The organism is Cryobacterium sp. MP_3.1 (genome assembly GCF_035984795.1).
Classification (GTDB): domain Bacteria; phylum Actinomycetota; class Actinomycetes; order Actinomycetales; family Microbacteriaceae; genus Cryobacterium; species Cryobacterium zongtaii.
In genome coordinates, this window is record NZ_JAXCHV010000025.1 from 25,855 (window position 1) to 48,604 (window position 22,750).

Annotated in this window: 17 protein-coding genes and 2 pseudogenes; 6 read left to right on the forward strand and 13 right to left on the reverse strand. The window is 68.3% G+C overall.

The annotated features are described in order from the left end of the window. Positions 1-81: 81 nt before the first annotated feature. Entirely contained in the window at positions 82-798 is a 717-nt protein-coding gene (locus RCH12_RS14220; RefSeq protein WP_327017293.1) for a YoaK family protein, read from the forward strand. Positions 799-849: 51 nt separating this feature from the next. Here RCH12_RS14220 and RCH12_RS14225 read toward each other — a convergent pair whose 3' ends face one another. Further along, positions 850-1,701: an HNH endonuclease family protein gene (locus RCH12_RS14225; RefSeq protein ID WP_327017294.1), complete on the reverse strand. Its 852-nt coding sequence runs from the start codon at positions 1,699-1,701 to the stop codon at positions 850-852. Positions 1,702-1,805: 104 nt separating this feature from the next. On the opposite strand from RCH12_RS14225, the gene clpS reads away from it, so the two are divergent. After that, entirely contained in the window at positions 1,806-2,090 is a 285-nt protein-coding gene (gene clpS / locus RCH12_RS14230; RefSeq protein WP_243399198.1) for an ATP-dependent Clp protease adapter ClpS, read from the forward strand. A gap of 27 nt (positions 2,091-2,117) precedes the next feature. Further along, positions 2,118-2,648 carry a DUF2017 domain-containing protein gene (locus RCH12_RS14235; protein WP_327017300.1) on the forward strand — a complete coding sequence of 177 codons (531 nt, stop codon included), beginning with the start codon at positions 2,118-2,120 and terminating at the stop codon, positions 2,646-2,648. Between the two features lie 12 nt (positions 2,649-2,660). On the opposite strand, the gene RCH12_RS14240 is transcribed toward RCH12_RS14235, so the two are convergent. The 4 genes and pseudogenes from RCH12_RS14240 to RCH12_RS14255 all read right to left on the reverse strand — a co-directional run bounded on the left by RCH12_RS14240 (position 2,661) and on the right by RCH12_RS14255 (position 8,825). Beyond that, positions 2,661-3,989 (reverse strand): nucleotide disphospho-sugar-binding domain-containing protein, encoded by a 1,329-nt coding sequence (locus tag RCH12_RS14240; protein ID WP_103431612.1) that lies wholly within the window; start codon positions 3,987-3,989, stop codon positions 2,661-2,663. Beyond that, a complete protein-coding gene (locus RCH12_RS14245) occupies positions 3,986-6,136 on the reverse strand; it encodes a glycosyltransferase (RefSeq protein ID WP_103431611.1) in 2,151 nt (716 codons plus the stop codon). The genes RCH12_RS14240 and RCH12_RS14245 overlap by 4 nt, the downstream gene beginning before the upstream one ends. Before the next feature lie 179 nt (positions 6,137-6,315). Beyond that, a complete protein-coding gene (locus RCH12_RS14250; RefSeq protein ID WP_165789103.1) occupies positions 6,316-7,095 on the reverse strand; it encodes an SDR family NAD(P)-dependent oxidoreductase in 780 nt (259 codons plus the stop codon). A gap of 352 nt (positions 7,096-7,447) precedes the next feature. Beyond that, positions 7,448-8,825, reverse strand: a pseudogene (locus RCH12_RS14255) (glutamate decarboxylase). 149 nt (positions 8,826-8,974) lie between these two features. Here RCH12_RS14255 and RCH12_RS14260 point away from each other — a divergent pair. Together RCH12_RS14260 and RCH12_RS14265 are read left to right on the forward strand one after the other, a co-directional pair. Further along, the gene (locus RCH12_RS14260) at positions 8,975-9,283 is read left to right on the forward strand and encodes a hypothetical protein (protein ID WP_327017295.1); all 309 of its coding nucleotides are present in this window, start codon (positions 8,975-8,977) and stop codon (positions 9,281-9,283) included. A gap of 7 nt (positions 9,284-9,290) precedes the next feature. Then, positions 9,291-12,779, forward strand: coding sequence for a DNA polymerase III subunit alpha (locus RCH12_RS14265; protein WP_327017296.1), 3,489 nt, complete (start codon positions 9,291-9,293; stop codon positions 12,777-12,779). A 3-nt stretch (positions 12,780-12,782) separates the two neighbouring features. Here the strand turns inward: RCH12_RS14265 and RCH12_RS14270 are convergent, their stop codons facing one another. Next, entirely contained in the window at positions 12,783-15,014 is a 2,232-nt protein-coding gene (locus RCH12_RS14270) for a transglycosylase domain-containing protein (protein WP_327017297.1), read from the reverse strand. Positions 15,015-15,255: 241 nt separating this feature from the next. On the opposite strand from RCH12_RS14270, the gene RCH12_RS14275 reads away from it, so the two are divergent. Next, positions 15,256-15,819, forward strand: coding sequence for a hypothetical protein (locus RCH12_RS14275; RefSeq protein WP_088455937.1), 564 nt, complete (start codon positions 15,256-15,258; stop codon positions 15,817-15,819). An 80-nt stretch (positions 15,820-15,899) separates the two neighbouring features. Here the strand turns inward: RCH12_RS14275 and RCH12_RS14280 are convergent, their stop codons facing one another. The 7 genes and pseudogenes from RCH12_RS14280 to RCH12_RS14310 all read right to left on the reverse strand — a co-directional run. Next, positions 15,900-16,385: an aromatic ring-opening dioxygenase LigA gene (locus RCH12_RS14280; protein WP_088457954.1), complete on the reverse strand. Its 486-nt coding sequence runs from the start codon at positions 16,383-16,385 to the stop codon at positions 15,900-15,902. A 185-nt stretch (positions 16,386-16,570) separates the two neighbouring features. Further along, a complete protein-coding gene (gene pflA, locus RCH12_RS14285; protein WP_103431604.1) occupies positions 16,571-17,470 on the reverse strand; it encodes a pyruvate formate-lyase-activating protein in 900 nt (299 codons plus the stop codon). Between the two features lie 46 nt (positions 17,471-17,516). Continuing rightward, positions 17,517-19,784 carry a formate C-acetyltransferase gene (pflB, locus tag RCH12_RS14290; protein ID WP_088455935.1) on the reverse strand — a complete coding sequence of 756 codons (2,268 nt, stop codon included), beginning with the start codon at positions 19,782-19,784 and terminating at the stop codon, positions 17,517-17,519. 198 nt (positions 19,785-19,982) lie between these two features. Then, entirely contained in the window at positions 19,983-20,885 is a 903-nt protein-coding gene (locus RCH12_RS14295) for a sucrase ferredoxin (protein WP_327017298.1), read from the reverse strand. Continuing rightward, entirely contained in the window at positions 20,882-22,126 is a 1,245-nt protein-coding gene (locus RCH12_RS14300) for a cupin domain-containing protein (RefSeq protein ID WP_103431602.1), read from the reverse strand. Before RCH12_RS14300 ends, RCH12_RS14295 begins: the two co-directional genes overlap by 4 nt. Continuing rightward, positions 22,126-22,380, reverse strand: a complete 255-nt coding sequence (locus RCH12_RS14305) for a BatC protein (protein WP_088455932.1) — start codon at positions 22,378-22,380, stop codon at positions 22,126-22,128. The genes RCH12_RS14300 and RCH12_RS14305 overlap by 1 nt, the downstream gene beginning before the upstream one ends. A 157-nt stretch (positions 22,381-22,537) precedes the next feature. After that, a pseudogene (locus RCH12_RS14310) lies at positions 22,538-22,750 on the reverse strand (hypothetical protein); the annotation flags it as partial.

Below are 22,750 nucleotides of genomic sequence, written 5' to 3' on the forward strand. Positions count from 1 at the left end.
CCCGTTGGTCGAGAGTAGCGCCAGTTTTGCGGCCGGGACGACCAGCCGCTACCGTGACAATTCCGAGCCGATAGGACACCCGTGCCCTCCACCCCCGTCATCCACCGTCTGCGCAGCAAGCCCGACCACCTGCACCTCGGCCTGATGCTGGCCCTCACCTTCTCCACCGGGGTGGCGGATGCGGTGGGTTACCTCGGCCTGGACAAGGTGTTCACCGGCAACATGACCGGCAACGTCGTCATCCTCGGCATGGCCATCGCCGGCGCCGACGACCTGCCCGTGGTGGGCCCGCTGATCGCGCTGTTCACCTTCATGGTCGGGGCCGCGATCGGCGGCCGGGTGCTGCGCCACGTCAAGGTCGGCTGGACCACCGAGTCGACGGTGCTGTTCGGCGCGGTCGGCGTGGTGATGGCCGCGCTGTCGATCGTCCTGTTCGTGGTGGACGGCACTCCCCCGGCCCCGTTCGACCTGATCGTGACCGGGCTGCTGGCCGCTGTGATGGGCTTGCAGGCTGCGGTGGCCCGGCACATCGCCGTGAAGGACGTCACCACCGTCGTCGTCACCTCCACCATCACCGGCTTCGCCGCCGATTCCCGTTTCGGCGGCGCCAAGAACCAGCCCTGGTTCCGCCGCTTCGCCGCGATCGTGCTGATCCTGGCCGGAGCCGGCGTCGGCGCCCTGCTGCTCATGGTGCACATCGGCTGGGGCATCGCCCTCACCGCCGTGATCACCCTCGCGGTGACCGCCATCGGCCATGCCGCCGGCCGCCCGCACCACGCCCCCGTGCCCCAGGCCTGATCCTCTGGCCCGCGGTCAGCACTGGGCTGAACGGAATCGCGGCTGTCAGGCTCAGGCGTCGCAGGTGCTGAGCACGGCCGTCATCGCCGCGCGGTCCTCCGGGGTGAGCCCGAGGTCGTAGGCGACGAAGACCGGCACCAGTTTGTCGATGTACCAGCACTGCAGGCCGGTGTCCTCCGGCAGGTCGTCCCAGACCACGCGCTGGCCCAGGTCGTGCCGGTCGGACACGTCGGGGTAGAAACCGGGCAGCCATTCACTCGGCAGCGAATCGGACTTGGCGGAGTTCTCGGTGCCCTTCACCGCCAGCAGGTTGACCGGGTCGTTGGCCAGCGCCTCCCGTTTCGCGGCCGGCCAGGCCTCTCCACCGGTGGCGTACACGGCCTTCAGCGGCAGCAGGTGATCGATCTGCACGTCGGCCGAGGTGTCCTGCCCGCGCACAAAATCGATGGTCTCGCCCGTGTACGGGTCGGTGAGGATGCCCGTGTACACCCGGCAGGTGGCCGGATCGATGTCGGTGCCGGTGAGGTCCCTGGTAAGGATGTCGTTGCGGGTGTCGCAGCCGTTCTGGTCGAAATCTAAGGCCCAGGCGTCGCCGAACAGCTCTTCCCGGTTGCCCGCATAGCTGCCGTTGTCGGTGTAGACGGCGTCGGGCAGCTCGGCGACCAGCGCGAGCGCCTCGGCGCTGGTGAGCTCGGAGGGAGGGACCGGTATCGGCGCGGTGGACGAGGCGCCGGGTGGGACCGTCGCCTGGGTCGTGGGCCGGTCGGCCTGGTCGGTGGAGAAGTAGGTGACGCCCGCGACGATGCCGCCGATCAGGAGCAGGGTCAGCAGGAGGCGAGGACTCTGGCCCCGGGTGCCTCGTCGACGGGGGAAGAGGGACGGAGCGGGTCGGCGGCGGCTCATGCGGGTGGCTCAGGGTGCTGGTGTCTCACGATCTCCCCATCTTGCCATGCGCCGCTTCTCCCCCGGTGGTGGCAGGATCGGCGCGGGCGTGTGAGGCTTAACCGGTGCCCCAGATCGATGAATCCACCCGAGTCCGAGAGGCGATCTCCCTCGACCGCCCCTGGGTGACCGTGGTGTGGGACGACCCGGTGAACCTGATGTCCTATGTGGCCTACGTGTTCCGCAGCTACTTCGGCGTGACCCCGGCAGAGGCCGAGCGCCTCATGCTGCAGGTGCACAACAACGGCCGCGCGATTGTGGCCACGGGCGACCGCGAGTCGATGGAACGGCACGTCGAGGCGATGCACGGCTACGGGCTCTGGGCCACCCTGGACCGTGCCGAAGAATGAGCGCCGAAGAATGAGCGCAGAAGCGTGATGGAATTCCGCCGCGAAGACTCCGGCACGGTCTCGGCCATGTTGGAACCCATCGAGGTCGACCTGCTGCGCAATGTGACGTCCCAGCTGCTGCAGATGCTCGGCTCCGTCGACGCCGATGACCCGGCCATGCTCGCCCAACCCGCGATCAGGCGACTGCTGCCCGACGCCTACCCGAACGACCCGGAGGCCGCCGAGGAGTTCCGCCGCTTCACTGCCGACGGACTGCTCGAGGGCAAGCTCGCCAACGCCACCACGGTACTCGCCGCCCTCGGCGACGACGAGCCGGCGGATGCCTCCCTGGACGCCGCTGCGCACGACCCGCTACCGGTGCCGATCGTGCTCACCGAGCAGCAGGTGCAGTCCTGGCTCCGCACCCTCACGGACCTGCGCCTGGTCCTGGCGGACCGCCTGCAGATCGACCCGCACGGCACTCCGCAGCTCGACGACGAACAGGCGCACGTGGTCAACGACGTCTACAACTGGCTGGGCATGATGCAGGAGTCGCTGGTCTACGCGATCGACGCGTAGCCGCGCCGCCGGTCAGGCCGCCGGTCGGGCGTCGCTGGACTCCCCCTGGAGTGCCGCGTAGGCCCGCTGCGGCCCCGCGCCGTCGGCGAGGGACGCGCTGAGCGCCCGCAGCCGTTGCCGCGGTTCATCGCTCAACGCGAGCAACGTCGCGGCGGCCTGCCGCAGCGCATCCGCACCCGCCGTGTTGGGGTCAAGGGAGATGCCGAAGCCGGCTTCGTCGAGTGCTGCGGCGCCGGCGAACTGGTCCGTCGAGAACGGCAGCACCAGCAGAGGCACCCCGGCCGTCATGGCCTCGGTGACCGAGTTGTTGCCGCCATGGGTGACGGCCAGGGCCGCGTGGCCGAGTACCGTCACCTGGGGCAGGAACGATCGCACCAGCCAGGACTCCGGGATGGGCCCGAGCTCGGCGGCGTCGGTGGACCCGACCGCTATCGCCACCCGCACGTCGAGGCCGCGCAGGGCCTCGGCCACCCGGGCGAGGACATCGCCGCGCACCGACAGGAAGCTGCCGAAGCTCACGTAGACGAGAGGACGCTCGTCGGCGTCGGCCAGCCAGCGGGTCACCTGGGGGTCGTCGGCCTCGCTCCGCACCGCGGAACCGAGGAAGGCGTGCTCGGGCAGGAGGGCCGTGCGCGCCGCCGGGTGCAGCTCGGCCGGGTAGTTGAGCAGCAGCACGTCGCCGGTCTCCGTGAAGGCGTCGCCGCTGGGCGGCGCGGTCGGGTCCAGCTGCAGCAGCGCATCGTTCCACGCCAGGGTGAAATCGTCGCGCACCCGCTCGCAGAGCAGTCGCAGCTGCACCAGTTCCTGGGGGTCAGGGGTGAACGCGGCGGGCCAGGCGCCCGGGTACCCGTAGACCTCGTCGCCGACGGGCAGTGCCGACGGATGCCCGAGAACCACGTCCGCGTGCCGCACCCCGGCGCTGATCAGGGCCAGCCGGGCGCTGAAGGCGAGGTGGTCGACGATCACCTGGTCCGGCCGGATTTCGGCGACGATGCGCTGCACCTCGCGGGCCACGACCACGGGGTTCCAGAGCAGGTCGGTGCTGCGCGCCTCGGCCTGGAACCTCAGCGTTTCGACAAGGCCGACCCTGGTGGCGTCGAAAAAGCCGCGCAGGGCGTCGTCCTCGCCGGTGGGCTGGTCTTCGGCGCGGATGGTGCCGGGGTTGGACCCGCGGCCGAGCTGCAGGTTCACCCGTTCGAAGCCGAAGTCGGCGACGATGCCGGCAGTGGCCGGTCCGCTGGCCACGACGACCCGTTCGCCGGCGGCCTGCCAGGCGCTGCCGAGCGTCGCGAGCGGGAACAGGTGGGAGGCGTAGTCCGGGCTGATGATCAGGAGGGTCATGAGACGCTCAACGCCCAGTTGAGTGCTTCCTGGGCCTCGGCGACGGAGGTGTAGACGCCCCCGAGGGTTCCGGCCATGGCCTGGATGGCGAAGGTCGACGAGACCATGTCGGCGGCGCGTTGGGCGAACTCGTCGCCGAACGGGCTGGAGGCCAGATCGAGAGCCGCAGTGATCCCGCCGGCGAGGCTGCGGGCATCCGCCGTGTTCACCAGGAACCCCGTGGTGCCGTCCTCGACGTAGGTCGCCGGCCCGCCGGCGTCCGGGGCCACCACCGTGAGCCCGGTTGCCATCGCCTCGAGCAGGGCGATACCGAATTCTTCCTTCATGCTCGCGCAGACGTACACGCCGCGCGGAGCGGCCAGGCCCGGCCGGCCATGCCGGGCGGCGGCCAGCCAGCGGGCGACCGCGTCGTTGGCACGGTGGCCGGCCAGCAGCAGGCCCTGTTCGGCGGCGGCGTCCAGCGGCACCGCGGTGCCGATCAGGTCGAGCTGACGGCGTTCGTCGACCGACGGGGTGAGCAGGTCTCCCCCGACGATCAGCAGGTTGCACCGTTCCCGCAGGGCGGCGTCATCCGCCCAGGCGTGCACGAGCGTTGCCATGCCCTTCACCCTGTGCAAGCGGCCCACCGTGACCGCCAGCGGCAGGTGACGCCGGGACGCCGGCAGGGTCTCAAGCAGGGCGTCGAGGTCGGTGAAGTCGGCGGGGTCGGCCTGCCGGGCGACCTGCACGGAGCGTTCGATCACGGTCAGGTCGATGCCCTCCGCGACGACAGAGTGCCGCTCGGGGTGGGCCGTGATGTCGATACCGACGAGGTCGCGCATGTCCCGCTCCAGCTCGGGGCGGGGGAAGAGCACGGTGTGCGCGGCATCGGCCGCGATCCGCTGAACGAGGCGGGCCCGGAACCAGAAGTGCTCGACCTCGTCGACGGTGCCGAAGTTGGCCCGGGTGAGGGCGCCGGAGGCGTCCATGGCGTTGATGACGCTGTGCGGGTCTGGGGCGACGGTGAAGACGATGGGGATCTCGAGCTCGCGGGCGACGGTCGAAGCCGCGAGGGTGCCGACGTCGGCCATCCGCAGGTGCATGACATCGACGGTGCCCGCGGCTCGCAGGATCCGGCGGATGCCGCGCTGCACGGCCACCCTGCGGGGCCAGGCGTCGGCGGAGGAGATCGGGGCGCCCAGGAACGGCACCGTCGCGAAGGCGTGCCCGGAGAGGGTGGAACTGACCTCCGGCAGGCAGGCCAGGGCGGCGGCGGGTCCGCCGCGTGACAGGGTGAGCACCCTGTCGACGGCCGGCGAGCCGTCGTCACCGGCCACGAGGGCGTCGCCCAGCCGCACCAGGAGGGTGGCGATGCCGCCGTTGTCACCTGACCCCACCTGGCTGAGCTCACGGTCGATGTCAGCGTGCAGGAACAACTGGGCCACGGTCTGGCCCCGGCTCCACGGCGCACGCGGGTAGGCGGGCACGGTCAGGTCGAGCAGGGCGAGCCTGGCCACGTCGGCCAGGTCGTCGTCACCGCGGGCGAGGACCGTCACCAGGCTGATGGCGGCGTCGGTGGCCGGTCGGTCGCCGAGGGCGGCCACGGCCGCCGCCCGGGGGTCCAGGCCTTCGCCGGCGTCTCCGGCAATGCGTCGCAGCATCCGCTCCGGGATCCGCCCGGAGATCAGGCCCAGGGTTTCGACGAGGCGGGCGCGGGCGGCCGGGTCGGCGACACCGAGCATGGCGCCTTCGGTGGCCAGCGCCACGTGTTCGGGGACGGATGCCGCCCACTGCTCGAGGGTGCGCTGGGCGATCATGCCGGAGAAGCCCCCGGCGACGACCATCTGCAGCAAGCCGCCGACGGCATCGAAGCGCGGGAGCCTGGTGCCGAACGCCCAGGCGGCGTGTTCGCGCAGATAGGCCGAGTCGTGCTCGAGCAGCGACACCAGGACGTCGTCGGCGGACTCGTCGAACACCTGGGCGAGCGAGTGCACGGCCGCTATGGCGGTGAGCTGGTCGGTGGGGTCGAGCGCGGCCTGGGTGAGCAGGCGAACGGCACGGTTGCCGCCGTCCCGGCTGGCGGCGATGGTCAGGTCGTCTGCAGAGCGGATGCCGGCCAGGATGCTGTCGGCCTGGCGCATCTCGTCCAGCGTCGTGTGAGTCCCCACGGTGTCTCCCTCGCGGCGGATGCGTCCGCCTCTCGTGGCGGAGCGGACTCCGCGCTGGTACTTCGGTGCCGATCCCGCAAGGGATTGCCCCGGAGCGTCATTCTGCCATGTGGATCATTCGCTCCGTGGGCCGCGGGTATTTGGTCAGGGCATTCGCAGGTTTGTCGGCCGCTCTCGCTTCAGAACACGAGCCCCGCGGATGCCGTCAGCCCGCCGTCGACGGCGAGGGTGGTGCCCGTCACATAGGACGCTGCCGGGGAGATCAGAAAAGCTATCACCGCCGCGATCTCCGACGGCTGGGCGAGCCTGAAGAGTGGGATCCGGCGGGAGAAATCCCGGCCGAAGGTCTGAGTAGCCGGGGGGTCATTCGGTTCGTCCGCCCGCATCAGACCGGAGGCCACATTGTTCACCCGGATCCCCCTGGCCGCATAGGTCAGGGCTGTAGAGCGCACGAGGTCGATCATGGCGACCTTCGAGGCGTGGTATGCCCAGTTGCCCGGATCGGCCAGTAGTCCCGCTACGGATGCCGTCGCCACGATGCTCCGGTGCCCGTCGATCGAGAGTCCCTCGACAGCGGCCTGGATGCCCAGGGCGATGCTGTTCAGATTGCGGGCGAGGAGGCGCTCCCCCTCTGCCTCCGTTCCGGAGATGTGCAGAGTGCTGGACGCTCCGATATCGGCCAGCAACACGGCGGCGTCGAGCCGACCGAAGGTGTCGATGGCTTGCGAGACCGCCAGTCTGGAGCCGTCCTCGGTGTTCATGTCGCCGACGAGCACCAGGTGCTGTTCGCCGGCGACGTCGGTGGGCTTGGCGTCGATGCCGGCGACCGCATAGCCGTTCTCCAGGAGTTTCCGGACAACCGCCCGCCCCATCGCCGAGCCGGCTCCGGTGACCAGCGCAACCGGGCTCGGGGCCTTCACGACCTCCGCGGCCTGGTCCTCAATCGTCTGGGGCCTCATGTTGTGAGACCGCGTCGAGGGAGGCTCCGTTTCCCGGGGATCCGATTTCCGAGTTTCCGTTCTGAGCGACTCCGCTTTCCGCGGTTCTGTTTTCAAAGACTCTGTCGTCAAAGACTCTGTCGTCAAAGACTCTGCTTGTGACTCTGCTTCCAAAGACTCCGCCGGCCGAACCTCCACCGATTCTTGAGACTCCACTTCGAGTGTCATGAGTACCTTCTTACGCGGGCGCCTATGTCAATGCGCCCCAAGCAAATGCTACGCTCGGCCGGCTCGGAATAGGGAGGATTGCCGGTCATTCAAATCGAGCACTCAGACCGGCACTCAGTTCGGGCACTCAGTTCGGGTAGGCAGCTCAGTGGGTGAAGCCCGGATGGTGCTTCTCCGCCGGCATCGCACCCTCCAGCCTGTCGAGGTATGCGGTCTCCTCGGTGATCGCGGTCAAGAGCCGCGAGGCGAGATCCAGGCTGAGTCCGTTGCGCACTACGATCCGCTGCACAGTTTGGTCGGACAGGTTGTCCGGCATCGGATACGCCGGCACCAGCCAGCCCCTGGCCCGGAGGCGGTCGGACAGGTGGTACAGGTTCCACTTGTCGGTGTGCCCGGGCTTCAGGCTCCAGGCGAACACCGGGATGTCGGATCCATCGCTGATGAGGGTGAAGGCGCCGTGTTCGGCGATGGCGCTGGACAGGAACAGCGCGACATTCTGCGACGTCTGCTGCACGAGCCGATAGCCCTCGAAGCCGAGCCTGAGAAACAGGAAGTACTGCAGAAGCACCTGGGCACCCGGCCTGGAGAAGTTCAGGGCCAGCGTCGGCATGTCTCCACCGAGATAGCTCACGTTGAAGACCAGCTCCTCTGGCATCAGGTCGAGGCTGCGCCAGACCACCCAACCCAGCCCCGGATAGACCAGACCGTATTTGTGCGCCGAGGTGCTGATCGAATGCACCCGCTCCAACCTGAAGTCCCAGACCAGCTCGGGCTGCAGGAACGGCGCGACCATGCCGCCCGACGCCGCGTCGACGTGGATCGGAACGTCCAACCCGGTCGCGGCCTGGATGGCGTCCAGTGCGGCGGCAATCTCCTGTACCGGCTCGTAGATCCCCGTGTAGGTGACGCCCATGATGGCCACGACGCCGATGGTGTTCTCGTCGACGTAGGCGGCCAGGTCGTTCCCGTCCAAGCACGGATGTTCGTCGGTCACCGGCACCAGACGCGCCTCGACCTCCCAGTAGTTGCAGAACTTCTCCCAGCAGACCTGCACGGCGCTGCTCATCACCAGATTGGGCTTGTCGATGGACAGCCCGGCCGCGCGACGGGACTGCTGCCAGCGACGCTTGAAGGCCAGTCCGCCGAGCATGCAGGCTTCGGACGACCCGATGGTCGACGTGCCGATGGTCGACCGCGGTTCCGGCGCGTGCCAGAGGTCGGCGATGATGTGCCAGCAGTAGTCCTCGATGGCCGCGGTCTGCGGGTACTCGTCCTTGTCGATCATGTTCTTGTCGAAGGACTCGGCGTAGAGCCTGCGGGCGTAGTCGTCCATCCAGGTGCCCACGAAGGTCGCCAGGTTGAGCCGGGAATTGCCGTCGAGCATGATCTCGTCGTGAATGATCTGGTAGGCCGTTTCCGGCCCCATCGGGCCGGCCGCCAACGTGTGGCGGGGGGGCGCGGGAGTCTTCACCGGGCCGGGCGAAGAGCGGATTGATCTGCGTGAATTCCGGATTCGTCGACATGGAACACCAGAGTGCCCCCGCGCCGGTCTGTGGGCTACCCCTGTGCGCCACCCACCGTCCGCGCGCTCCATCCGCTGGCGTCTGTCGGAGGCGTGACGTACACTTTCGAACATCGAACATTTGTTCGAAGCAACGCGGAAGGTGAGCCCATGACCCAGATTGTCGACGCCCCTCAGTTCATGGACACAGCCGTGATCATAGACAAAACAGTGCAGGTCGAGCTTTCCGCCGACGGTGACCCCCGGGCCTTCGTGTGGGACCGATTCGAACACACTGTCATCGGGCAACCCCAGGCCGTCTTCACGCGCACCCGATGGTGGGAGCACACCGGTACGCCCACCCGCATCGACACCGAACTGTGGCGGCTGGATGCCGCCAAGGGCGGCGAGGACCAGCACCGGTACGACCTGCGCCACGACGTCGACGGCACCTGGGTGCTCGCGCTCGACTGGGGGTGACGCCGCGATGAGTTTTCCGCACCTGCACGTCGCCAGCGCCTACTCGACCCACTATGGCGTGACCCTGCCGGAGGCCCTCGCCGGGCAGGCAGCCGCCGACGGGGCGACCTTCCTGGCCGTCACCGATCGGAACGGACTGTACGGAGCCGTCAAGCACGTGCGTGCCTGTGTGGCCGCCGGCATTCGCCCGGGGCTCGGCGCCGATCTCGAGGTGCACGACGACGACACCCTCACCTCGCTCGGCCGGGTCGTGGTGCTGGCGCACGGCGGCAGTTCTGAGCTGAGCAGTGCCGGCCGCGGCTACGCGGCGCTCTGCCGGGCCGTCTCCAGCGCCCACGAGACCACGGTGCGTCTGTCCGGCCACCCGCCGAGCATCCCGCGCAGCCGCCTCGCCGAGCTGGCCGGCCTGAACTCGTTGACGGTGCTGCTCGGCCCGGCCTCCGATGTCGGCCACGCGATTGAGCGCCGGGACAACCCGCTGGCCCGCGCGACCCTCGCCGAGTGGCAACGGATCATGCCACCCCAGTCGCTGGCTCTCGAGGTCGTCTGCCATCTCACCGAACCGGGCATGCCGGGCAGCGTCGCCCCGGCCACGCGTATGCTCGCCCTCGCCGAGTACGCCCGGCTGCCCGCCGTACTCAGCAACGCGGTGCGCTACGGCACCGCCGATGAGGCGGTGACCGCCGACCTCGCCGATGCCGCCAGGCACCTCATGCCGCTCGCGCAGCTCGCCCAGCCGCCGCACGCCCAACCGCTGGGCACCCAGACCGAGGCCCGTCCCCTGCAGGTCGACCCCCTGCAGGTCAACGGCCAGGCCTGGTTGAAGCCGGCAGCCGCCATGCGTCAGGTGGCCCGCATGGTGGTCGACGCCGGGCAGCACAGCGACGGAGCGCTGGCCCGGCTGCTGCGCGACACCCACGACCTCGCGGAACGCTGTGCGCTCGACCCTGTCGGCGACATCGGGCTCGGCCGGCCGCGGATGCCGGAGGCGAGCGTGATCGGGGTCACCCGCGACCCGCTCGCCGAGCTGTGGGCCCGCGCCCGTCACGGCATCGACGAGCGCTACGCCGACGCCGGGCGCCGCGGGCTCACGGCGGCCCACGACAGGCTCGCCCACGAGATGGCGACGGTGGAATCGCTCGGCTTCGCCAGCTACTTCCTCACCGTGGCCACCGTCGCCGACCTCGTGCGCGACATGGGCATCCGCATCCAGGCCCGCGGCTCCGGGGTCGGTTCGGTGCTGAACTACGCCCTGCACACCTCGTCGGTGGAACCGATCGGCAACGGCCTGCTCTGGGAACGCTTCCTCTCCCCCGAACGGCAGACGCTGCCGGACATCGACCTCGATGTGGAGTCGGCCAGGCGACACGACATCTATCGGAAGGTCTTCGAGACGTTCGGCGCCAGCCGGGTCTCGCTGATGTCGATGACCAACGCCTACCGGGGTCGGGGCGCCGTGCGCGACGCGGGCCTCGCCCTGGGCATGCCGGACGCCCAGGTCGCCACGATCGCCAAACAGATGTGGCGGTTCAACGCCCGCGACTTCCGTGCGGCCCTGGCCGAGAAGCCGGAACTGGAGGAGCTGGCCGCCGAGGTGCGGGAGTCCTCGCAGCTCGACCTGCTCGTGGACCTCACCGCCAGGCTCGACAGGTTGCCCAGGCACATCTCGGTGCACCCCTGCGGCGTCATCCTCTCCGACGCCTCGTTGCTGGATCGCACCCCGGTGCAGGCCTCGGGGATGGGCCTGCCGATGTCTCAATTCGACAAGCACGACATGGACCCGATGGGCCTGATCAAGCTCGACATCCTCGGTGTGCGCATGCAGTCGGCCATGGCGCACGCCGTGGAGGAACACCACCGGCTCACCGGCGAACGCATCGACCTGGACCGAGTGCCGTTGGACGACCCGGCCACCTTCGAGCTCATCCGCTCCACCCGCACCTTGGGCATCTTCCAGATCGAGTCCCCCGGCCAGATGGAGCTGGTGGGCAAGCTGCAGCCGGAGGTGTTCAACGACCTCACCGTGGAGATCTCGCTGTTCCGCCCCGGGCCGATGAAGAACAACATGCCGCTGCGCTACCTCGAGGCTCGGCACGGTGAGGTCGCGCCCGACTACATCCATCCTCGATTCGAACCGATCCTGCGCGAGACCAATGGCGTCGTCATCTTCCACGAACAGGTGATGCGCCTCTTCGACGAGCTCACCGGCTGCGGGCTCGGTCACGCCGACGTGCTGCGCCGGCACTTGGGCCGGCCGGAGCAGCTGAGCGTGATCGAGGCGTACGTGCGCGAGAACGCCCTCGGCCGTGGGTTCGATGCCGGCACCATCGCCAGGGTCTGGACCGTGCTGGCCGGGTTCGGCAGCTTCGGCTTCGCGAAGGCGCACGGGGCGGCGTTCGCCCTGCCCACCTACCAGTCAGCCTGGTTGAAGACCCACCACCCGGCGGCGTTCCTGGCGGGACTGCTCACCCACGATCCGGGCATGTGGCCCAAAGACCTGCTCGTGGCCGAAGCCCGGGTGCTCGGCGTGCCGGTTCTGGGCCTCGACGTACAGCACAGCGCCCTCGACTACAGGGTGGAGTCCGTCGGTGACGGCCGGGGCATCCGGATGCCGCTGCCGGAGCTGTCCGGATCGAGCGACGCCGAGCGCGCCCGCATCGTGCGACACCAGCCGTTCACGTCGCTGCAGGACTTTCGGGACCGGGTGCACCCGCGACGGCGCACCTTCGAGGCCCTCGCCCGCGTCGGCGCACTGGACAGCTTCATCGATCACGATCGCAACCGCCGGCACGAGCTGCTCGCGCACATCCAGTCGCTGCGGGGCACGGCCATCACCATCGCCGATGACCAGCTCGCCTTCGAGGTTCCGTTGCCGGTGCTCGACTACGAGGGTGCGCGCTTCGACACCGTCACCTCGCTGCAGCTGCGCGGTCGCACCCAGTCCGACCTCGAGCTGCTCGACACCGGTCTGGCCGTCGCCGGCCACCGGATGCGCAAGTACTACCCGCTGTTCGCCGAGCTCGGCGTCACCCCGGCCGCCCAGCTGGCCACCCTGCCCGGCGGCAGCGATGTGCTCCTGGCCGGCGTGCGCCGGGCCACGAACACTCCGCCGATGCGTGACGGGCGCCGGGTGGTGTTCGTCAGCCTCGACGACGGCACCGGGCCGGTGGCCAACGTGGTGTTCTTCCACGACGCCCAGGAACGCATCGGCGGCGGCGTCTTCCAGACCGAACTGATGCTGGTGCGTGGCCGCACCCGGCGCTCGGGTGCCCGCGGGGTCTCGGTGACGGGTGAGGGCATGTGGGACCTGGTCACGGTGGCCAGGGACCGGGCCAGGGCGCAGGCCAAGGCTCTGAAGGCGGCCAGGGCGGCGGCGCTGGACGCCGAACCGTCCGTCGCCGAGGCAGCGGCGGCAGCAGCGGCCCGGCCGCCGATACGGCGGGCGGGCGGCTCAGGCACGACTGAATTCGACCTGTGGTCGACGCAGAGCGCGTGATCTCTAGTCGGTCCCCTCGGGGATGTCAGGTGCCGGAACGTCCTGCTCGGTGTCGTCGCCCCCGAGATCCTCGTCCACATCCACGTCTTCCTCCTCCGGGACCGCCGGTGGAGTGACGAACACCCCGGGGAACGGATCGCCGCCGTACTTCGCGTTCGCCACCGACATCACGGCCGGCCACATCCGGTGCCGCGCGGTGGCGGCGGGCCCGCTCTCGAAGTTGATGGCGCGCTGATTGGCGTTCCCGGTGACGGTGACGACGCCGACGACGGTGGCCACCTTGCTGCTCGCTCCGCTCATCCAGGTGTCCTTGGCGTTGTCGGTGGTTCCGGTCTTGCCGAACATCGGCACCCACGGCACCGTGCCGGTGTTCGACTGCACGGCAGTTCCCCTCGACATCACCTGACTGAGCGCGGCCACCATCTGACGTTGGGTTTCCGGCAGCACTGAGTCTTCGCACCGTGAGACGGGGATGGGCACCTCGGTGCCGTCGGCGCCGATCATCCGGTCGATCACGATCGAGCTGCAGGTTGTCCCGTTGTTGGCGATGCCCGCGAAGGCGACGGCCATGCTCAACGGGGCGATCTCGTTCGTGCCGATCACGGATGCCGCGCTTTGGCTCAGCGGTTCGCCGTCGGCGCGGTGCACTCCGAAGGCCTCGGCCATCTTCCGGATCCCGCAGAGGTCGAGCCGCTTGGCCATGGCGATGAACCCCGTATTGATCGACCCGATGGTGGCCTCCAGCGCGCTGTAGTTGCGACCGGATTCGTTGGCGTCGTTCTTGGGGCTCCAGCCCTCCGAATCGTAGTTCTGTGGGCCGAAACAACTGTCGTTGAAGGTTCCCCATTGTGATCTGGGGGCGGAGTCGACGCGCTCGTCCAGGGAATGCCCGGTGTTCAGCCAGTCCGCGAGGGTGAAGACCTTGTAGGTGGAGCCGGGCTGGAACCCGCGGGATCCCCCGGCGACGAAGTCGGTGTTGTAATTCACGCTGCTCCAGTTGCTTCCGGTGGCCTGCACCTCGGGGTCCTGGCTGTAGTCCTTGTTCTGCGTCATGGCGAGCACTCGTCCGGTGCCGACCTCGACGCTCGAGATGACACCGCCCACGTCCCAGCCGGCGCGGGTCTTCGGCACGTTCTCGTTCATCGTCGCGACAGCGGCGTTCTGAAGGTCGAGATCAAGGGTGGTGTACACGTCGAAGCCGCCCCGGCGGATGTTCTTGATCCGCGCATCCTCGTCGTCGCCGAAGACCGGGTCGTTCGCCAGGACGTGGATCACGTAGTCGCAGAAGTACGCGTTTGCCCCGGCCGTCTGGCATCCGGTGCTGGGCTCATGGATGGTCGGTTCGATGGGGGCCGCCATGGCCTCATCGAACTCGGCCTGGGTGATCTTGCCGTATCTGAGCATCTCGCCGAGGATGTAATCGCGGCGCTGCCGGTTGTCCAGGTAGCCATTGGCCACACCGTTGGTCTCGCTCGCCGGCCGGTCGAGCCTGAACTTGCCGGGATTGTTGACGATGGCCACGAGGCTGGCCGCCTGCGCCACCGTGAGGTCGGCAGCCGTGCTCCCGTAGTAGTAGGCGGCCGCGGCCTCGATGCCGTACACGCGGCCGCCGAAGCCGGCGATATTGAGGTACTGGCGCAGGATGTCGTTTTTTGCGTATTTCTTTTCCACGCCGATCGCCAGTCGCATCTCCTTGAGCTTGCGCGATGCCGTCGTCACCGTCGCCGCCGCGTAGCAGTCCGAGATCTCCTCCTCGGTGGGGAGCATCTCGCACTTCTGGACCAGCACGTTCTTGACGTATTGCTGGGTGATCGACGATCCGCCCTGCACGCTGCCCCGGAACGCCGTCGTCAACGCACCGCGCATGGTTCCCTGCAGGTCGACGCCGCCGTGGTCGTAGAAGCGTGGGTCTTCCCCGGCGATCGCGGCGTCCTTCACGTTCTGGCCGATGTCGTCCCAGCCGACCTCGACCCGGTTCTGGTCGTACAGGGTCGCGAGCAGGATCGGCGTTCCGTCCGGGCCGGTGGCATAGATGTTGCTGCGTTGGGCGAGCGGCTCGATCTCGAGGTAGTTCGGCAGGGTCTCGAAGACGTTGATCGTGCTGGTCGCCGCCACGCCGGTGAGTGCAACGACCGGTGTCAGGCTCACGGTGACCAACAGCCCGGCAATGGCGCTCGTCGCGACCAGACCGATCAGGCCACCGACCACACCGCCGAAGGACCGTGGTGGGGTCACCCCGGTTCCGTTCATCCCGTTTGTGCCGTTGCTCACCATTCCGTGCTCACCATGGTTCCGCCGTCCGCCCCTCCACCCACCGGGCACGCCCAATCGCGCCAGTAGTCATCCACTCAATGCCGCTCGGGAACGCTTCGCTAGGGGCTTGCCGAACCCCTCGAACAGGGGCAGTGCGCCGCTGGGCGCACGGCGCGGGTTTCGGGCGGCGTTAGAGTTGCGTGTCACGTTCTCTGGAGGAAAGATGGCCGGACCGGCAATGCCCAATGTGCCCAGCAGGCGCAACGTCAAGGTGCTCACGGATGCGATCATCGCCCTCGAATCCGGAACCGGCGTGTCCGCCATGTTCCTGACCAAGCGCTACGGCGCCTTCACGATCGACGGCACCGCTTTCATCTCCGCGTCGGTCAAGACGCTCACCGTCGGCGGCCGCTCCATCGAGCAGAACCTCAAGCCGCACAAGTCCCTGCAGGCACTGCGCACCCTTGAGCCGAGCGATGGTGAGACGGCGGATGAGGCGCCGGGCATCGAGCAGGACCTCACAGCACCCGCCGTGGCACACGGCGACCTCATCTCGGTGCTCTTCGTCGACCCGGCCTACGGTCCGTTCACCGTCACCGGGGTGGCTGTCGCGTCCACGGTGAGCGATGTGGTGCTCGTCGGTGGCTGGTTTGTGAGCCGGGCCGGTACCACGGCTCCCCGCGTCGTGAGTGTTGAGGTGTTGGCAGCCAGCGGCACCCACGAGTACCCGTTGCCGCCGCGCATCGTGAGTTGGGGCGAAGACACCGAAGGCGCGACCGAGTACTGAGCTCCAGAGCGAGCCAAACCCCTTAAACCCGAAACGACCCGGCAGCGAAAGCTGCCGGGTCGTTCGTGAAGCGGGTGCGACTACGCGCGAACGCCCGTGGCCGTGGTCTTCTTGGGCCAGGCCGGAGCGAGGGTCAGGATGGCCCAACCGAACAGGCCGGACAGGACGCCCATGCCGATGGCGAAGGCCGAGACACCGAACGACACCACGGAGGTGAAGAGCGAGGTACGCAGGAACGACGCGTTCATGACCGTCGCACGCAGCGGGTCTTCCTTGTCGAGTTCGGCGTAGGTCTTGCCCTCAGCCATGTCCAGCGCGTGGTGGTTGATGATGTCGGCCTGGGCGAATGCGGAGAACGGTCCGACGACCGGAGCGCCGGCGAGGAACGCGGCGTCTTCGGAGACGGTGATCTTCTCGGCGGAGAGCTGCGAGCTGACAACGCCCCAGACCACACCTCCACCGATGATCATGACGACGGCGCCGAGAATTCCGGCCCAGCCGATGAGCTTGAGGACCTTGACCTTGGTGGCTCCCAGGGTGGTGGCCGGAACGGTTGCTGTTGACACGATGTTGCCTTTCGTTGCGATTCTGAAGATACTCACAGTCTGGCAGCATCCGGTTTTCCCAGTCAGGGTACAAAGTCCCTGGCTTCAAATTCGTAACACTTAAGATGCTGATCAGCACGAAAAAAGGCCTTACACATTTATATGCGTAAGGCTGATATTCGTCGGTGTGTCAGATTTCTCGACTCCTAGAAGACCGTCAGTCCCCGGGCCTCGAACTGGCCGCGCACCCGGGTGAGCACGTCGTTCTCCGGCGGGTGGACGCCGTGCAGCGGGTACGGGATGCTCAGGCGGTCCCACTTGTCCTCGCCCATCTGGTGGAAGGGCAGGACCTCGACGCGCTGAACGTTGGGCCAGCTCGCGACGATGTCGACGACGGCTTCGACGTTGTCGACGGCGTCGGTGAGCCCGGGCACCAGCACGAAGCGCACCCAGACCGGGATGTTGCGCTCGGCGAGCCTGTCGCCGAAGGCGATCGTCGGTGCGAGTTCGCGGCCGGTGACCTTCTTGTAGGTGTCCGGCAGGCCCGACTTGACGTCGAGCAGCACCAGGTCGACATTGTCGAGGAGTTCGTCTGAGGCGCTCTTGCCGAGGTAGCCGGAGGTGTCCAGGGTGGTGTGCACGCCCAGGGCGTGTGCTTCCTTGAACATCCGCTTGACAAAAGCGGGCTGCATCAGCGGTTCGCCGCCGGAGATGGTGAGGCCACCGTTGGTGGCCTTGAAGACGCCCAGATAGCGGGTCATGCGGGCGACGAGGTCGTCGATGGGCGTGACCAGGCCGTCGCGCATCTTCCAGGTGTCCGGGTTGTGACAGTACTGGCAGCGCAGCAGGCAGCCGGAGAGGAACAGGGTCATGCGGGTGCCGGGGCCGTCAACGGCCGTCACGAGCTCCCAGGAGTGCACGCTCGCGACGGTGCCCTCGCGGATTGCCTTCATTTCGAGGGTGTGCAGTTCGGCCTTGCGGTCGGCGTCGTTCAGGGCACTGATGTCGTCGGAGACGGGTGCCGACAGGTCGACATGCGCAGCGTCTCCGGAAAGTTCTACTACAGGACAGGCAACGCTAGGGAAGCCGAGGTTGATTGCGGTCATGGTCTCGTCCTACCTAGCGTTGCCGGTCATCTGTAAGGGTGTTCTTTTAGTGCGAGTGGAACGTGCGGCTGATGACATCCATCTGCTGCTCGCGGGTGAGCCGGACGAAGTTCACCGCGTAGCCGGAGACGCGAATCGTCAGCTGCGGGTAGTTTTCCGGGTGCTCCATGGCGTCTTCGAGAGTCTCTTTGTTGAGCACGTTGACGTTGAGGTGGTATCCGCTGGCCGAGGTGAACGCGTCGAGCAGTCCGACCAGGCTGGTGACCTGCTCGTCCTTGGTGTGACCGAGGCCACTGGGAACGACGGTGTTGGTCAGCGAGATGCCGTCCTGCGCTTCACTGTACGGGAGCTTGGCGACACTGAGTGCCGACGCGAGCATGCCGTGGGTGTCGCGGCCGTTCATCGGGTTTGCACCCGGTGCGAACGGCTCACCCTTGCGACGGCCGTCCGGCGTGTTACCGGTGGCCTTGCCGTAGACCACGTTGGACGTGATCGTCAGGATCGACTGGGTGTGGATGGCGTCGCGGTAGGTCGGGTGCTTGCGGATCATCGTCATGAAGCGTTCCATGACGTCGATCGCGATGGCGTCGACCCTGTCGTCGTCGTTACCGAACGCGGGGAACTCGCCCTCGACGGTGTAATCGACAACCAGACCGGTCTCGTCGCGCACCGGGCGGACCGTGGCGTACTTGATGGCGGACAGCGAGTCAGCAACCACGCTCAGGCCGGCGATGCCGCAGGCCAGGGTGCGGATGATCTTCTGGTCGTGCAGAGCCATCTCGAGTCGCTCGTACGCGTACTTGTCGTGCATGTAGTGGATGCAGTTCAGCGCGGTGACGTAGGTCTCTGCAAGCCATTCGAGGGTCTCGAGGTAGGCCGGGAAGACGGTGTCGTAGTCGAGGACCTCGTCGGTGTTCGCTGCGGTGGCCGGTGCGATCTGCTTGCCGGACACCTCGTCGCGGCCGCCGTTGATGGAGTACAGCAGCGCCTTGACAGCGTTGACGCGGGCTCCGAAGAACTGCATCTGCTTGCCGACGCGCATCGGCGAGACGCAGCATGCGATCGCGGCGTCGTCACCCATCTCGTTGCGGATGAGGTCGTCGGACTCGTACTGGATGGCCGACGTGTCGATCGAGACCTGGGCGCAGAAGCGCTTGAAGCCCTCGGGCAGCTTGTCGCTCCACAGCACGGTAAGGTTCGGCTCGGGTGCGGGGCCCACGTTGTACAGGGTCTGCAGGAAGCGGAACGCGGTCTTGGTGACCAGCGGGCGACCGTCTTCACCGATGCCGGCGAGCGACTCGGTGACCCAGGTGGGGTCGCCGGCGAAGATGTCGTCGTACTCCGGGGTGCGGAGGAACCGGACGATGCGCAGCTTGATGACGAGGTCGTCGATGAGCTCCTGGGCGCCGGATTCGGTCAGGGTGCCGGCCTTGAGGTCGCGCTCGATGTAGGCGTCGAGGAAGGCCGCGTTGCGGCCGAACGACATTGCCGCACCGTTCTGCTCCTTGACCGCACCGAGGTACGCGAAGTACAGCCACTGAACGGCTTCCTTGGCGGTGGTGGCGGGCTTGGAGATGTCGGAGCCGTAGCTGGCTGCCATCTGTACGAGTTCCTTGAGGGCCCGGATCTGCTCCGAGTTCTCCTCGCGGGCACGGATGATGTCCTCGGTCGAGGGCTCCATGTCCAGCTCGGCGCGGTCGTTCTTCTTGCCGGCGATCAGCGCGTCGACACCGTAGAGGGCGACACGGCGGTAGTCACCGATGATGCGGCCGCGGCCGTAGGCATCCGGGAGTCCCGTGATCAGGTGGCTGCTGCGCGCACGACGCACGCCGGGAGGGTAGACGTCGAAGACCGCGGTGTTGTGGGTCTTGCGGTAGTCGGTGAAGATCGTCTCAAGCTCGGGCGACACGGGGTAGCCATAGGTCTCGAGGGAGGTGGCGACCATGCGCCATCCGCCGAACGGCATGATCGCACGCTTGAGCGGCGCATCCGTCTGGAGTCCGACGATGACCTCGTTGGCCTCGTCGATGTAGCCGGGCTTGTGCGCGGTGATGGACGACGGGGTCGTCGCGTCGATGTCGTAGACACCCTTTTCGCGCTCGACCGGGAACATCGCGGACAGTTTTGCCCAGATGCCGGTGGTGCGCTCGGTGGCGCCGGCGAGGAAGCTCGCGTCGCCGAGGTAGGGCGTGTAGTTGCGCTGGATGAAGTCGCGCAGGTTGATCGAGTCCTGCCACGGGCCGCTGACGAATTCGGCGGCGCCGGTTTCTGCAAGACCCTGCTGGTCGCTTCGGATGCCATCTGTGACGGTCATATGGTGTGCTCTCCTTGTAGGATCGAGGCTTTCCCGCTGACTGGGTGTTTATCCCACCGTGCGGGCCATGAGAGCAAGACCACGAGGTACCAGCTAGTGCCACGGTGCCGGTGATTCGCCCTCTATTGGGAACACTACCCTCCGAGTGGGGCCCTAAACCGGGACCTTGGTCCCGTATTCACCTCCAGTTGGGGGGTGTCAGCCCGGGGTTATCGAGCGCAGTTCGAACTCCCGAACCGGCCGGGCAGTGCTGGCCGCACAGGTGCTGAGCAGCGGCGCCGACAGGCTCTCGGCGAGCTTCACCGCGAGCCGTTCATCGCCGTGGTTGAAGCTCACGGTGTGCACTCCCCCCGATTCCGTCCAGGAGCTGTAGTCGAAGGCGTCGATGCGGTCGTCGCCCCGGTTCGCCCGCGCGAACGCGGCAGCCGCTTGCACCACATTGGGCAGCGAGCTGCGGCCCCGGAACCAGCGCGGTTCGATACGACCGTCGAGGTAGGCGTCGACGAGGTCCGGGGCTTCGGCGGCGGTCACCCGGCCGTAGTACAACCCGTGCGGGAACAGAATCAGGGTGGCCGCGAACCTGTCTCCGCCCAGGTGCGAGCATTCCCAGGTGGCGGCCGGGTAGGCCTGGGCGAGGGCGGTGACCACCGGCCGCCCCTTCACCGCGCAGCACTGGTCGTGCCGGGCATGGGTGCACACGCAGATGAGCGGCTCGGTCGACGGCGCGCCGGTCGCCCCGTCCAACGGCACCTGCAAGAGATCGGCGGGATCGGTCACCACCCCCCAGTGCACCCGTTCGTGTCCGACCCTGGCGTCAACGGCCGCCCACCGCCACTCGGTCTGGGCGCGGCGCTGGTGAGCGGTCCGGCCGGTTCGACGAATGGCCAGCGGGCGGATGCCCGCGGATTCGATGCGGGTCACCAGGGCCCGGGCGAGTGCGGGGTCCAGCGGCGACTGCAGGAACGCGTGCGCACCCCAGGCCCCGTCGATCTCGACGAGGAACCAGCGTTCGCCGTAGCCGGCAGTACCCGGTAGCGGATCGCCGCGCTCCAGCGACCGATCGCTGCACGGCAGCCAGCCCGGGGCGGAGGGGAGACTCATCGCACCACCAGGACACCCTCGCGCACCAGGCGTCGGGCCACCACGAGCGAGGACGCCGCATCCAGCCCGGCCAGTCCACCTGCTTGCAGGGGGTGTCCGGTGAGGATCTGGGCCAGGGCGTCGGCGGCCTCCGCCGGGAGCGTCACGGTCTTGTCCGGCAACACGAGAGAGACGTCACCGGGGTTCGGGCCCGCCCGGAACCGGGCACCGAGTCCCCGCCGCAGGCTCACCGTGGTGGCCTCGTGCAGTGCGGTGGCAGCCGCCGTGGTCGCCAAGGGGGCGATCGGCTCGGCCCGGGTGGAGGCCCGCAGGCGCCTGGCCAGTCGCCGGGACACCGCCTCGGCCGGGGCTGCATCCGCGCCGGTGAACCGGCCGAAGTCGTCGACGGTGTCGGCCAGCAGGGCGCCGACGGTTGCAGCATCCGTGAGGTCGATGCCCAGGGGAAGGGCGGCGCGCAGACTCTCGGCGGCCGCAGCGTGCGCGACGGCCTCGCGCAGCACATCGTGGCGGGTGAGGGCGGCGACGCCGATGGTGAGGTGGATCGAAGTGCCGCCCAGCGCAGTCGCCGAGTGGATCCAGCCTCGGGGCAGGTAGAGCACGTCGTTCGGCCTGAAGACCTCGTCGATGGCCGGCTCGTCCTCGGCCCGTCGCTCCACCGCACGGCGATGGTCGGTCCACGGCTGGTCGCGGAGTGGGCGCGGGTGCACCGGAGGATGGATGCGCCAGCGCTTCTCCCCCGCAATCTGGAGCACAAACACATCGTGCACGTCGTAGTGCGGGTCAAAGCCGCGCTCCGCGGCCGGGGTGACGTAGGCGTTCACCTGGACGGGGTGCCCGAGGTCTCTCGTGAGCTGCCGGGTGAATTCGGCCAGCGGCGGCCAGGTGCGATGCAGCCCCTGGAGCACCAGGGTGGCTCCGTCGGTGAACTCGTCGAGCACCTTGTCGGCGCTGACCTGGTCGGCGATCTCAGCGCCCAGGCCGCCTGGTGCGGTGTACCGGCCGGGGTCGAGCACGGTGCCCTGCCGCGCCATGCGCACAAACGGGGTGCGCAGACCACGGTGGGTGACCAGCTCGTCGACGGCGTCTGCGGTGAAGAGGTCATCGAACCTGCTCCGCAGGGCGGCCGCGCGGGTGAAGAGCGGCTGACGGTCCCAGTAGTCCGTGGCGAAGGCCTCCGGCGTGACCTCGAGCAAGCGCGTGAGCGCGGGACGATCGCTCGCCCCGCGCCCTTCGCTCGTCATCAGGCGGTTCCGTCGGCGCCGCCGTCGTGACCTTCTGGGTTGGCGCCGCCGTCTGCAACGCCCTCGCTCGAGGCGGAGCCGTCAGCGCCACCGTCGTGGCCCGCCGGGTTGGCGCCGCCGTCCGCGGTGCCCTCTCCGGCATCGGCGGTTCCGTCGGCACCGCCGTCGTGACCCGCCGGGTTGGCGCCGCCATCGGCCGTGCCTTCGTTCGCATCCGCGCCGGATGTGGTGATGTCGTCGTCATTGATGCCCACTGCATACCTCCGTAGCCGTAACCGGGCGCCGGCTGACGCCCAAGGCGATAGTACGTCGTGGGCCACCCCGATGGCAGGGCTCGCAACAAATCACCGTCGGTTGAGCCCGTCGAGCCTGGTGACCCAGAATCCGGACTCGGGCGCCCTCATGCCGCGGCTACTCGTCTTGCCGGCGGTATTTGGGGTCGTGGGCGCGGTGTTGGGGTGGTTTTCGCCAGGTGCCGGTGGGGTCGATCCAGTGCGGGGCTTTGACTTCGGCCATGCCCAGGACCATCCGGATTTTCCAGCCGCCGGCGTTGTCGATACCGTGGTGGTGGCGCCAACACAGCAGCACCCCGTTGCTCACGTTGGTGGGGCCGCCGTGCTGCCA